The sequence below is a fragment of the Arcticibacter svalbardensis MN12-7 genome (assembly GCF_000403135.1).
Lineage (GTDB): Bacteria > Bacteroidota > Bacteroidia > Sphingobacteriales > Sphingobacteriaceae > Arcticibacter > Arcticibacter svalbardensis.
In genome coordinates, this window is sequence record NZ_AQPN01000024.1 from 14275 (window position 1) to 26464 (window position 12190).

Consider the following 12190-nt stretch of genomic DNA (forward strand, 5'->3'; position numbering starts at 1 on the left):
AACATTGGGAAAATCAAAGCATATAAATGATCAGATTAAGAAGTTTCAAGAACTTGATAATGTTCAAGTATCTGTAGATCAGAAACTTGAAGAATTGATCAATTTGCTTGAAAATAGTGAACTGGATAGTGAAAGTATTAAAAATATACATAATAAGTTTAATAAAGCTGTTGAACGGAAATCTATTTTTATTCAGGAGATTGAAGAATTTAGAAAATTGGACGATTCTTCTATGTCCAGGTTTGAATTAGCAGACGATCTGGAAAAGCTTTTATCCAAGTATAAATTAGACAGTAATGATTCAAAAAAAGTTATAATAAACGATAAAGGTGCTAATATTAGCCTCATTGCTATAGCTTTGGTCTTAATTGTGCTTGGTTTTGCTATGATAATTATGCCAGCCCCACCATATTTTGAAATGTTTACCATATTTTATTTTAGCCAAAATGATGGAGTTACCCTTATGGATTTAATAGCCTTATTAATTGTATTTACAGGAGTATATTTATTTATTCAATCCATGGCAAACTTAAAAAGATCGAAATGATAGTCAAGAAGATATTATTGGTTGATGATGATCGGTTTATACTTCAGTTAATATGCAGGGCACTAGTACTTAAAGGGTTTATATGTTTCACTGCCAACTCTGTAAAAGAGGCTTTAGAAATACTTTATGAACATGTTCCTGATATCATTCTATCTGATTATTCCATGCCAGAAATGAATGGGTTTGAATTTAGAAAAGTGATCTTAACGGACAATAAATTTAAAAATATTCCCTTCGTCTTTTTTACCTCATTTGCTGATGAAGAATTAATGCAAAAAGGTTTGGATATGCAGGCCATCGATTATATAGATAAAAATACACCTATTGCTCTTGTTGTTTCGAAACTGAATAATATACTCGATACGATCCGTAAACAACATGAGAAATCTCTTTTCGAGATTGGAGCTGCCGCTGAAGCATTAAACTTAAGATCTGTTCCCTTAGATAGTCCTGCAATAAATGGCTTCAAATTAAATTTCCTTTATCAAACGTATGAGCATTATCCGGGTGGTGACTTTATTGACTTTATCACTATAGATGAAAATAATACATTTGTTATTCTTGGAGATGTAATGGGTAAAAAATGGGGAGCATGGTTTTTCTCCTTTAACTTTTTAAGTTATATACGATCAGCAATCCGCCTTTGTGTATTTGATGGTAACCTGTCACCAGCCAGTATATTGAATAAAATAAATCGTATAGTTTGTTTGGATCCCGTTTTAGGCGATGTGTTATCTACTTTATCACTTATCCGGATAGATAAAACTACATCCAGCGTTTACTATGCTGGTGCTGGCGACTTACCTATCATATTTTATCAAAAATCAGAGCGCAAAACCAGTACAATACAATCAAACGGATTACTTCTTGGAATTATGGAAGATGGATTATATGAAGAAGATGTTTTAAAATTAGCTAACGGAGATCAATTGATTGTTGTTTCAGATGGAATGATAGATTTTGAAGAATATGAAGGTAAAAAAACCGATTATATCCTTTTTCTGAATAAACTAAAACCTGTTCTTGGCAGAGAAGATACCTATATGCAGATTAAAAAGAAAATGTTTTCGGACAATAAAAAAAGAGCTGTTGTAGACGATCGAAGTCTTATTTTTATCCAGAAAGTAGAAGAACATTGTTAACCTAAAAATTATGATTGAAATTACAACACATCAAAATTATTATATTGCAAAAATTAAGTTTGCAGAAGCTAATATGGAACAGTCTGATCTTTTCAAACAAGAAATAATCAACGAGCTTGATTCTGGTCATACCCATATCCTTATTTCATTTGAAAACGTAAATTATATAGATAGTTCTTTTTTAGGGGCATTGGTAACATCCTTGAAACATGCTATGGCTATGGGTGGAGATATTGCCGTATATGGTTTGAATGAAAATATTTCCCAACTTTTTGAATTAATTAGAATGAATAAAGTCTTTAAAGTTTTTAAGGATTTACCTGGCTCTTATCAAGCTGGCTGGATTGCCTAAAGTTTATATGTCGTGATGTCAATAAAAAAAACTTTTCATTTTAATAATAAGTCAGCGGAAATTTTCCCCTTGATGAATGAAATTGTTTCATACATTAAGGATTATGTCCCTGCTTTATCCAACATTGAAAGATTAATTCCATATCAGCATGTTTTGGTCGAACTGTTAACAAATGCGGTTAAACATGCTGGTGCTGATAGTAGTCTGTTTTCGATCGAAATTACCGAGAAGGAAGTCACTATAATAAAAACCGATAACGGAAATTCTTTCTACTTGAATAAATGTGGAAGTTTTCCATTACATGTCTCTTTTGAAGGGCAGCAAGTAGAAATTCGCAAAGATGCACTCTATTGCTTATACGGGATAATTCATTCCGCTCATTCCCTCGTTTTTAAAGTGGTAGAGTACCCTTTATATTTTAAAGAGGAAGTTACAAGTTTGTATGAACATTACGGTTTACTTATTCTAATTAAATCTTCCAACCATGTCTCTTATCGGATAGATCCGGAAACTGGATTGAATCATTTTATAGTTACTATAATTATTTGAAAAAACTCTCCTCTTGATTAATGGATATGTGGTCTATAAACAAATATTCTTCTGAAAATACAGATCAAAACCATATGAAAACAAATATTTTCGCAATATCTCATTTCTTTATCGTGTTTTGATAAATAAATATGTATTTCTAGTATACTAAATTATGATATCCTTATCTTTACATCGTTTTTCTGATGCTTTTTGCAAAAGAAATGGTCTATTATTTAAATTATAAAACTTTAATTATGCGTATTGCAGTTCCTGCAGAAATAAAGAATAACGAGAACAGGGTTGCTATGACCCCGGCTGGAGTTATTTATTTAGTTGGTTTTGGCCATGAGGTTTTTATAGAAAAAGGTGCTGGTCTAGGTTCCGGTTTTACCGATAAACAGTATCAGGATGCCGGGGCAGTAATTCTCGAATCAACTCGCGAAATCTGGTCTATGGATATGGTGATGAAGGTTAAAGAGCCCGTTGCTTCCGAGTATCACTACTTCAGAGAGGGTCTAATCTTGTTTACTTACCTTCACCTTGCTGCAGAACCTCATCTCACAAAGGCTTTAACTGACCATAAGGTTATTGGCATTGCATATGAAACCGTACAATTAGAAAATGGATCATTGCCTTTATTAGTACCCATGAGCGAGGTTGCAGGTAGAATGGCTGCTCAAATTGGTGCTCGCTTTCTTGAAAAAATAGAAGGTGGTAAAGGCGTTCTTCTTGCTGGTGTCCCAGGGGTTAAACGTGGTAAGGTAACTATCATTGGTGGTGGTGTAGCTGGAACTAATGCTGCTAAAATAGCTATTGGTCTAGGCGCTGACGTAACCATTATTGATTTAAATCCTGATCGTTTGCGTCAGCTTGATGATATTTTTGGAAATCAGATCAATACCCTGATGTCAAGTCCTCATAACATTGCTGAAGCTGTTAAAGAATCAGACCTTGTCATTGGTGCAGTTCTTATTCCTGGTGCTAAAGCGCCTATTTTGGTCACTGAAGAAATGGTTAAGTCTATGGAAGCCGGATCTGTACTCGTAGATATTGCAATTGATCAAGGTGGTATATTTGAAACATCTGACCATAGCACTACGCACGACAAGCCTGTTTTCATTAAGCATGGTGTTATTCATTACTCTGTTGCAAACATGCCTGGTGCTGTTCCTCATACTTCTACACTGGCTTTAACAAATGTTACTGTGCCTTATGCAATTCAAATTGCAAATAAAGGATTTAAAAGAGCATGTCTCGAAAATGAAGCTTTACTAAAAGGCATTAATACTTTAGACGGTTTTGTAACCTACAAGGCTGTTGCTGATTCTCATGCTTTGGCGTTTGAAGATGCAATCAGACTTTTACAATAAACATTTTATAGGGTCATCGGGAGCTTTTGTCTTATCTTTGACCCTATTCTCCTTCAACTATGATCATTTACAAACAGTTTTCTTTCGATTCCGCTCATTATCTTCCCCATGTTAGCGAAAATCATAAATGTGGAAGTATGCACGGTCATACCTACACATTAACCGTTTCTTTAGAAGGTGAAGTAGACTCCTATACCGGATGGCTAATTGATTTTACAGATCTTAAAGAGGCTGTAGACCCTTTAGTTAAAGCACTCGATCATCGGCTTCTCAATGAAATTCCCGGATTGGACAATCCTACCAGTGAACGTCTTGCCGAATGGTTCTGGGATAAGATAAAGCCGGTAATGCCTCTGCTCTCAAAAATTGAGATCAATGAAACTCCTTCCTCTGGAGTTATTTATATAGGAAAGTAAAATCCTATCCGCAGCTTAATTACTTATTGCTGTGATCCTGAACATATTTATTAATAGCACTAGGATGTATACTTGCAGGTAAAATTTAATATTTTTGCTATGCGCTACATACTGCTTGTTTTTATTCTGCTCTTTGCAGCAGTTGAAAATTCTAAAGCTGATTCCTCCCTTGATCCCGGCGACTCTACTGTCCAAAATTATTCAACCTTTAAACGTAGTTTCCAGCTTACTGGTCTCCTCCAGTTACGATACACCGCTTCACTAACCGATAGTGTAAATGTTAACAATGCGAATTACTCCGGAGATGGAGTAACCAATAGCTTTGCGCTAAAAAGAGTGCGGCTTATGGCCAGAGCTAATATTAACGATCACTTCGATGCTAATATTCTGCTTAATCTAGCTGATTTCTCTGGAAACCCCCAAAATAAGGTACTTGAAAACGCCTTTATCCGTTACCATTTTAATAAACATTTAAACCTTCAAATGGGACAGTTTAGACCTTTCTTTGGTCCCGAAGATCTTTTCTCTGCAGATATTATTAAGTCTCTTGATTATTCAAATCAGTATTATCTATTTGGTAATAGCGGATGGCAAAGTTTTCAGACAGGATTAGCTGCTTATGGTGATATCCTTTCTAAAGGAGCTATGCCCTTAAGGTATTATGCCGGTATCTACAATGGAAACGGAAGAAACAAGGCTGTCGATAGTGATAACGGAAAGGATATGTACGGCAGGTTAGAAACTGATTTGTCTAAAAATATTCGTCTTGGTGTAAATGCTGCCTATGGTACTTCTGGTAAAGCGGAAGGCTCTGCTCTTGGAGCCGACTTTAACATGATGGTTCCTCTCTGTAGTAAGCTTCAGCTGGAGCTGTTAACGGAGTACAAACAAGGGGCTAACTTTGCCGAATATGAAATCAATGGACTTAGTACTGGTACCAGTTTAAGCCAGTATCAAAACCGTGGCTTTTATGTCTTCCCGAACATTCGTTATGACTATAAACATCCCCGCTTAAGATCTATTGAGTTTTCTTGCCGTTACGAATATCTGGATGAAAATTATAAGTTGGAAAAGAACTTAAGACGAACTTTAACTCCTATGGTAAGTCTGGAATTTACAGATGATTATTTCGCAAGATTTCAATTAGGATGTACTATCGATATGTACGATCATGATGTTCCATTATCTACACAGTATTCACACACTATGGCAGTTGCACAACTGCAAGTACGATTTTAATTTAAAGGAATAAACGAAAAAAGACTGGATCCATAAAGATCCAGCCTTTTTTCGTTTATTCCTAAAACCAGGTGATTATATTAATTGAACACTTCTTCTAACAAATTCTGTTAAGTCAGCCCCAGCTAATAAACCTTGAGATAACATTGCTAAATCTACAGCCTGTTTAGCCAGATTTAACTGCTCTTCTTCATTTTCTAATCCAGCAATACGACCGATTAAAGGGTGATTTCCATTAATGGCAACCTTATAGCTTTCAGGTAATGATCCGTAGAAATTCATTCCACCTCCCATTTGTGCCATATCCTTCATCCTCCGCATAAATTCATCCATAGAAACATGAACAGGAAGTTCTTCCGGATTCATGCTGTCCACCTCAACCTTCATATTAGGTTTCAGGATAGCCTTCTCAAATATAGCTTTAACCTTTGCAATCTGATCTTCAGTAAGCACTGATGCAGGATTATCTTCCTTCGTGATCAGTTTATCTGCCACGTCAGCATCCACACGTTTCAAAGATGTTTTCTCTAGCTTCTGCTCCAACTGATTAATGAAATGGTTATCAATAGGAGAGTCCATTACCAATACATCATACCCTTTCCTATTAGCAGATTGGATGTATGCATCTTGTTTAGAAGCATCATTGGTATAGATATAAACCAGGTTTCCGTCTTTATCAGTTTGCAAATCTTTTACTTTCTCTTTGTATTCATCAAAAGTAAAATACTCTTTCTTGGTGTTTACTAACAATGCGAAATCTTTAGCTTTATCATAAAACTTTTCTTCGCTCACCATACCATACTTAATGAAAAGACCTATGTCCTGCCATTTTTCTTCGTAACCTTTACGATCTTTCTTGTACAATTCGCCTAGTTTATCAGCTACCTTACGAGTGATATAACTATTGATTTTCTTCACATTGCTATCTGCCTGTAGGAAACTACGGGAAACATTCAAAGGAATATCTGGTGAATCAATCACTCCATGCAATAACATCAAGAATTCAGGTACGATGTCTTTTACCTCATCTGTAATGAATACCTGACGGGAGAACAACTTGATCTTGTTGCGTTGGATCTCAAAATCATTCTTCACCTTAGGGAAATATAAAACTCCAGTTAGGTTAAATGGATAATCCACGTTCAGGTGAATCCAGAATAAAGGATCTTCAGTGTATGGATATAGCTCTTTATAGAATGCAAGATAATCTGCATCTGTTAAATCAGCAGGCAATTTAGTCCAGATCGGAGAAGTGTTGTTGATAATGTTATCAACTTCTACTGAAGTGTATTTAGGCTTTCCTTCTTCATCTTCGCCATCTGGTTCAGACTCAGTAGTCATTCCGAACTTAATCGGTACAGGCAAGAAGCGACAATATTTGTCTAATATTTCCTGTAATTTACCTTTATTTAAAAATTCTTCAGCATCCGGATTGATGTGTAAAATAACATCAGTACCTCTTTCAGTACGAGTTCCATCAGTGATTTCGAACTCGGTGCTGCCATCGCAGATCCATCTGGCAGACTCTGCACCATCCTGATAAGAAAGGGTGTGAATTTCAACCTGGTCAGCAACCATAAAGGCGGAATAAAATCCCATACCAAATTTACCGATCAGTTCATTTGCATCTTTAGCATCTTTAAACTTCTCTACAAATTCAGTAGCACCCGAGAAAGCAATCTGATTGATGTATTTTTTGATTTCCTCTGCAGTCATCCCTAAACCAGGATCAGAGATCGTTAAAGTCTTTTTCTCTTCATCAAATGAAATCTCTACCTTAAGATCACCCAGTTCTCCATTAAACTGGCCTAATGATGATAAACGTTTTATTTTTTGAGTGGCATCAACGGCATTAGAAACCAGCTCTCTTAAAAATATTTCATTATCAGAATATAAGAACTTCTTAATAATGGGGAAGATGTTTTCGGTATGAATCGAAATGTTTCCTTTTTCTTGCATAATATATTGAAACTTTATGTTTAGTATTTTTCAATAGTACAGATCAAGGTGTGTTCCAAAATTCATTTATTGACAATTTGACAGGCCAAATTCGAATAAGTAACCTTATTTTTTTTTACCCGGACAATCGCTGCAGCGTTTTCCCTTCTTATATTTCTTGCAGCACTTTTTATGTATGCAACATAGTAAACATGCACCAATTCCTTTAAATAAAGCTGGGTCAGTAGGTATTGATTTTTCTTCGCCGAATATATCTTCCATCACAAATCCTAATTGTATAGAGCAAAGGTACTAGTAATCAAGCAGAACGTTCGCTTTTAATTCTTCTGCCAGGCATTTTGTGACTTCAATTATATCATCCGCAACATGCGTGTTGTTCAAAATTATCTTGTCCGCACTATTTTTGTAAGGTAATAAATAAGCATTGTAAGCCGGAAGAACATGATTTACCCATTGGTACATAATCATGCTATGATCATAACCGCGTTCAGCAATATCACGCTTTAACCTTCGGTTTAAAGTAATCTCCTCGTTTGCATCCATAAAGATCTTCATATCAAAAAGTGAAGAGATCTCTTGAAAATGAAATATAAACAGGCCCTCAACTATAATAATTGGAGCAGAGTTAATGGTCAGCATTTTAGCGCTTTCTTCTGCCGTGTTAAAGGTATATTCTTTCTTAAACACAGTTTCACCTGATAGGAGCACAGATAGGTCAGTCAACAGCCTTTGGTCATCGATACATTCGGGAAGATCAAAGTTGATCCAGCCATTTGCATCTTTAGGCTGTTCACTCATAGGTTTGTAATAATCATCCTGAGACACCAGGCTGATTTGATCGGGTGTAAAGTGGTGCAGGAAACAGTTAAGAAAAAAAGTCTTACCAGAGCCACTGCCACCAGCAATGCCAATCACAAAGGGCTTATTGTTCATAAGGCACTCCGTAATCAATAGTTAACAAAGATCTTTTATCAAGCATGCCCAGCATGTTTGCAGTCGCCTGAGAGATCACGATGATCACATCCTTTGTCGATTCATTCTCGGTATATTTACCTACTACCTTCGCAAAAGTAGTCTTGCCTGTCATCGGATTAGTTATTCGGATTACCGTACCGATCGGTGCTGTTTTATGCAGAGCCAGCATTTTTGTACCATCCAGATTCTCATCCGAAATCCATACCGCAATCCCTTTCTCTGTCTTTTCCATCAGCCCATATTTATTTGAGGGCAGATTGTGTATTACAGCATTTGTATCAGTATCTGGCACAGGTGCTAAAATTACAGGTGATATTGGTGGCAAAGGTGCTCCCGCACCGGGTTTAACCTTAATAATCTGCCCGACTCTTAAACCATTCCCTTTCAGGTTATTAATTTCAATTATTGATTCCACATGGGTGTTAAAGCGCTTAGCAATAGCAAAAAGCGTTTCTTTGGGTCCAACCTTATAGTTAACCAATCCTTCCTGAACGGCATCAAGCGCATCTTTCCGGAATATAACAGGTGAGTCATTCTCATTTTTAGAAGCTACAGGGCTTTTCTTACCCTTTTTGGTAATCACCGGAGTGTCCTGCTCTTTCTTCGGAGCAGCAGGTGCGCTATTCAGAAAAGGCCTGTCTGTTGGAACCTTTAACAAAGTTCCCGGCTGAAGTATTTTGATGTTATTTAATGCAGATATGTCTTTTGCTGGAACATTATATAATCTGCCTATGGAATAATACGATTCTTTTGAACTTACGGAATGAATGATGACCAATTTGCCATTGTTATTCTCACTTCCAACAGAATCTAAGCGGTTATTGGCGAATATTCCTGTTGAAATAAGTGTGCAACTAATTGCTAGTATAAAGCGCATCTGTTTTTTCTATATGTTAAATTATTTGAGGTTGCAATTATACAAAATACGTAACAATTTCACGTTTGTTATTACGTATGCAGAATAAATGATTTTCCTCAATGAAGAACGGTTCAGGATTCAGTTTAGATATATTGTCCTCTAAAATTTCTTTATGAAGCGTATTGTGATCCTTTTTAATAAGCAGAACCTGCGACGTCACAGCGTCCTTTGTACAGTGAAACGAATAACAATCCTTCTCATTATAGGATATATAAGAAACCGGGCCAACCAGGGTACCCTCAATCTCAGCAGGAAAAAGTAATACATCTTCCAGTGTCTCCGGAAAATACATTTCTCTGTTCAATGGGGTGTAATGGGAGAGTTTGTTCTGTACTATTTTTCCGGTAGCCGCATCTGCCAATTCCAGTTCTTTCTGTTGAAAAGTAGGGTTGTATATAATCAGTCCTTCTTCTGCAACCGTTTCCAGAGTCTTATTATAAGCGGTCCAGGCAATTGTACCATGATGATTAAGGGCAACGATGCCTTTATGTTCGGGACTCTTTTCGCTTATATACCCATGTAAATACACGAAATCGTTATAGGCCTTATCCAGACTCCAGTGCCAACTATCCTCCACCGTGATTTCTTTAAACAGCTTTTCACCTGTTTTAAAGTTAAAGGCCGAATAAAAAGCTTCCTTATTATCCGAACTCCGGGTTTCAATAGCGATCACTCCGTTTATATTATTCGTCTCTATTTTCCAAATTATTCCCTTAAATTTTTCCTGAAGGGAAGGTTTTAATGTATATTTAGTGGTCAAAGACATTTCCAAAATTAGTAATTATGTACCGTTCTCCTGTTTTTTTAACATTATTGACTGTCCTATTATTATTTCCTGTTTTTTTATTTAGTCAAAGTTCTAAGGTCTATGTCTTTAACTTGAATGATGAAATAGGGCCTGCAACCTGGCGACAAACCAGAAAAGCCTTCGAAAAGGCTACTGAAATAAATGCATCTACCATTATCATCCGGATGAACACATTTGGCGGCATGGTGGAGTACGCTGATTCTATCCGCACAAAAATTCTTAACTCACCTATGAAAACAATTGTTTTTATAGATAATAACGCAGCTTCTGCGGGAGCCTTGATTTCGATTGCCGCTGATGTTATATATATGCAAAAGGGAGCAAGTATCGGGGCCGCCAGTGTGGTAGATACAAAGGGTGCTATTATGCCCGAAAAATACCAGTCTTATATGCGTGGACTGATGCGCTCTACTGCTGAAGCAAAGGGTCGCGATCCAAAGATAGCTGAAGCTTTTGTAGATCCCGATGTCGAAATTCCTAATTTGAATGCTAAAGGAAAGGTGCTCACTTTAACCAGTAAAGAAGCCTTAAAGGTAGGTTACTGTAAAGCGGAAGTAACCAGCATTGATCAAGTCTTTAAATCCGAAGGACTGGATATGAATAATCGGGTTGACCATGTCGTTACTTTAACCGATCGGATTATCGCCTTTCTAATTACCCCTTTCGTAAGCGGAATTTTAATTCTACTCATTATTGGAGGAATCTATTTCGAAATGCAAGCCCCCGGAATAGGCTTTGCCTTACTGGTTTCTATTGTTGCTGCCGCTTTGTTTTTTGCACCTTTATATTTAGAAGGACTAGCTGCACATTGGGAAATCGGGTTGTTCATTGTAGGGATTATTCTACTCATACTGGAGGTCTTTGTCATCCCCGGTTTCGGCATTGCCGGAATACTTGGTATTGTATTCATCATCTTAGGTCTGGCATTAAGTATGGTATTGAATGACTTTTTTGACTTTACGGTAACCGGATCTGAACAACTCACCACCGCTCTGATTATCGTTCTTGGCTCCATGATCGGATCTATCGTGATCTCTGTGATCCTCGGGAAATCCATTTTAAATACGCCTGTTTTTAAGCGATTGGTACTAGAAGACGAGCAACGCTCAGATTTAGGTTATGTAACCGGCAGAAAAGTGGAACTCTTAGTAGACAAAGTGGGCATCACAACTACCGACATGCGTCCCTCCGGTAAAATTGAAATAGAAGGGAAGTGGTATGATGCTATTGCAATGGATGGATACCTGGACAAAGGGACATCCATATATGTAGAGAAACAGGAAAATTATAACCTATTTGTGAGAAAAAAGATCGATTAAATAAAACTGTACTGATTAACTTTGGTTACATTATAAAACAGTAATATTATTATGGAAGCAGAACAAATTGGATTGGTCGATACAGAAGTAAGGCCGATTGTTGACGAGCTTAACGATTATTTAGCAAACTATCATATTCATTATCAAAAATTACGTGGTGCACATTGGAATGTTAAAGGCAAAAGCTTTTTTACCCTTCATGTAAAGTTCGAAGAATTATATACCAACGCCGTTGCTACTATTGATGAATTAGCAGAACGTGTTTTAACACTTGGTAAGGCTCCTTTAAGCAGGTATCAGGATTATATAGAAACTGCTACTATTAAAGAGATTAACACAATAGGAGTGGAGGATGTTCAATTAGTTGAAGCTATCCTGGAAGACTTTACTGCGTTAATTGAAATGGAACGAAAACTGATGGAATCTACTGCAGCACATGGGGATGATGGCACGAATGATATGATCAATCGTTTTATGCAGTTTAAAGAAAAGAACACCTGGATGTTAAGAGCATTTTGTGGTAAAAGTTAATTAAGTATTTACTCAGGACCGTCTTGGCCCTACATCTTTAATATCAAAAAGCTATCCTTATCAGGGTGGCTTTTTTCATGTA

At 36.7% G+C, this 12190-nt stretch carries 13 protein-coding genes; 9 read left to right on the forward strand and 4 right to left on the reverse strand.

All coding sequences use genetic code 11. The annotated features are described in order from the left end of the window. Positions 1–4 precede the first annotated feature (4 nt). The 7 genes from ADIARSV_RS03310 to ADIARSV_RS03340 all read left to right on the forward strand — a co-directional run bounded on the left by ADIARSV_RS03310 (position 5) and on the right by ADIARSV_RS03340 (position 5597). Complete coding sequence (locus tag ADIARSV_RS03310; protein ID WP_016193953.1) at positions 5–547, forward strand: hypothetical protein; 543 nt, start codon at positions 5–7, stop codon at positions 545–547. After that, positions 544–1689 (forward strand): fused response regulator/phosphatase, encoded by a 1146-nt coding sequence (locus tag ADIARSV_RS03315; RefSeq protein WP_016193954.1) that lies wholly within the window; start codon positions 544–546, stop codon positions 1687–1689. Before ADIARSV_RS03310 ends, ADIARSV_RS03315 begins: the two co-directional genes overlap by 4 nt. Positions 1690–1699: 10 nt before the next feature. Further along, positions 1700–2041, forward strand: a complete 342-nt coding sequence (locus ADIARSV_RS03320) for an STAS domain-containing protein (protein ID WP_016193955.1) — start codon at positions 1700–1702, stop codon at positions 2039–2041. Between the two features lie 15 nt (positions 2042–2056). Then, positions 2057–2590: a sensor histidine kinase gene (locus tag ADIARSV_RS03325; RefSeq protein ID WP_016193956.1), complete on the forward strand. Its 534-nt coding sequence runs from the start codon at positions 2057–2059 to the stop codon at positions 2588–2590. A gap of 236 nt (positions 2591–2826) precedes the next feature. Beyond that, positions 2827–3942, forward strand: a complete 1116-nt coding sequence (gene ald / locus ADIARSV_RS03330) for an alanine dehydrogenase (RefSeq protein WP_040298976.1) — start codon at positions 2827–2829, stop codon at positions 3940–3942. Between the two features lie 59 nt (positions 3943–4001). Further along, positions 4002–4358, forward strand: coding sequence for a 6-carboxytetrahydropterin synthase QueD (queD, locus tag ADIARSV_RS03335; RefSeq protein WP_040298962.1), 357 nt, complete (start codon positions 4002–4004; stop codon positions 4356–4358). 99 nt (positions 4359–4457) lie between these two features. Continuing rightward, positions 4458–5597 (forward strand): porin, encoded by a 1140-nt coding sequence (locus ADIARSV_RS03340; protein WP_016193959.1) that lies wholly within the window; start codon positions 4458–4460, stop codon positions 5595–5597. 75 nt (positions 5598–5672) lie between these two features. On the opposite strand, the gene htpG is transcribed toward ADIARSV_RS03340, so the two are convergent. From htpG to ADIARSV_RS03360, 4 genes are all read right to left on the reverse strand, one after another. Further along, positions 5673–7556 (reverse strand): molecular chaperone HtpG, encoded by a 1884-nt coding sequence (gene htpG / locus ADIARSV_RS03345; protein WP_016193960.1) that lies wholly within the window; start codon positions 7554–7556, stop codon positions 5673–5675. 291 nt (positions 7557–7847) lie between these two features. Continuing rightward, positions 7848–8489, reverse strand: coding sequence for a uridine kinase family protein (locus ADIARSV_RS03350; RefSeq protein ID WP_016193962.1), 642 nt, complete (start codon positions 8487–8489; stop codon positions 7848–7850). After that, positions 8479–9408 (reverse strand): septal ring lytic transglycosylase RlpA family protein, encoded by a 930-nt coding sequence (locus ADIARSV_RS03355; RefSeq protein ID WP_016193963.1) that lies wholly within the window; start codon positions 9406–9408, stop codon positions 8479–8481. The genes ADIARSV_RS03350 and ADIARSV_RS03355 overlap by 11 nt, the downstream gene beginning before the upstream one ends. Before the next feature lie 37 nt (positions 9409–9445). Further along, positions 9446–10216 (reverse strand): DUF4905 domain-containing protein, encoded by a 771-nt coding sequence (locus ADIARSV_RS03360; protein ID WP_040298963.1) that lies wholly within the window; start codon positions 10214–10216, stop codon positions 9446–9448. A gap of 17 nt (positions 10217–10233) precedes the next feature. On the opposite strand from ADIARSV_RS03360, the gene ADIARSV_RS03365 reads away from it, so the two are divergent. Continuing rightward, positions 10234–11577: an NfeD family protein gene (locus ADIARSV_RS03365; RefSeq protein ID WP_016193965.1), complete on the forward strand. Its 1344-nt coding sequence runs from the start codon at positions 10234–10236 to the stop codon at positions 11575–11577. A gap of 51 nt (positions 11578–11628) precedes the next feature. Next, positions 11629–12108: a Dps family protein gene (locus ADIARSV_RS03370; protein WP_016193966.1), complete on the forward strand. Its 480-nt coding sequence runs from the start codon at positions 11629–11631 to the stop codon at positions 12106–12108. Positions 12109–12190 lie beyond the last annotated feature (82 nt).

Bases quoted from the DNA above. Each gene is read 5' to 3' on its own strand.
- ald (WP_040298976.1), top strand. From the start codon at position 2,827: ATGCGTATTGCAGTTCCTGCAGAAATAAAGAATAACGAGAACAGGGTT.
- ADIARSV_RS03315 (WP_016193954.1), top strand. From the start codon at position 544: ATGATAGTCAAGAAGATATTATTGGTTGATGATGATCGGTTTATACTT.
- ADIARSV_RS03370 (WP_016193966.1), top strand. From the start codon at position 11,629: ATGGAAGCAGAACAAATTGGATTGGTCGATACAGAAGTAAGGCCGATT.
- ADIARSV_RS03350 (WP_016193962.1), bottom strand. From the start codon at position 8,489: ATGAACAATAAGCCCTTTGTGATTGGCATTGCTGGTGGCAGTGGCTCT.
- ADIARSV_RS03355 (WP_016193963.1), bottom strand. From the start codon at position 9,408: ATGCGCTTTATACTAGCAATTAGTTGCACACTTATTTCAACAGGAATA.
- ADIARSV_RS03320 (WP_016193955.1), top strand. From the start codon at position 1,700: ATGATTGAAATTACAACACATCAAAATTATTATATTGCAAAAATTAAG.
- ADIARSV_RS03340 (WP_016193959.1), top strand. From the start codon at position 4,458: ATGCGCTACATACTGCTTGTTTTTATTCTGCTCTTTGCAGCAGTTGAA.
- ADIARSV_RS03365 (WP_016193965.1), top strand. From the start codon at position 10,234: ATGTACCGTTCTCCTGTTTTTTTAACATTATTGACTGTCCTATTATTA.
- htpG (WP_016193960.1), bottom strand. From the start codon at position 7,556: ATGCAAGAAAAAGGAAACATTTCGATTCATACCGAAAACATCTTCCCC.
- ADIARSV_RS03325 (WP_016193956.1), top strand. From the start codon at position 2,057: ATGTCAATAAAAAAAACTTTTCATTTTAATAATAAGTCAGCGGAAATT.
- queD (WP_040298962.1), top strand. From the start codon at position 4,002: ATGATCATTTACAAACAGTTTTCTTTCGATTCCGCTCATTATCTTCCC.
- ADIARSV_RS03360 (WP_040298963.1), bottom strand. From the start codon at position 10,216: ATGTCTTTGACCACTAAATATACATTAAAACCTTCCCTTCAGGAAAAA.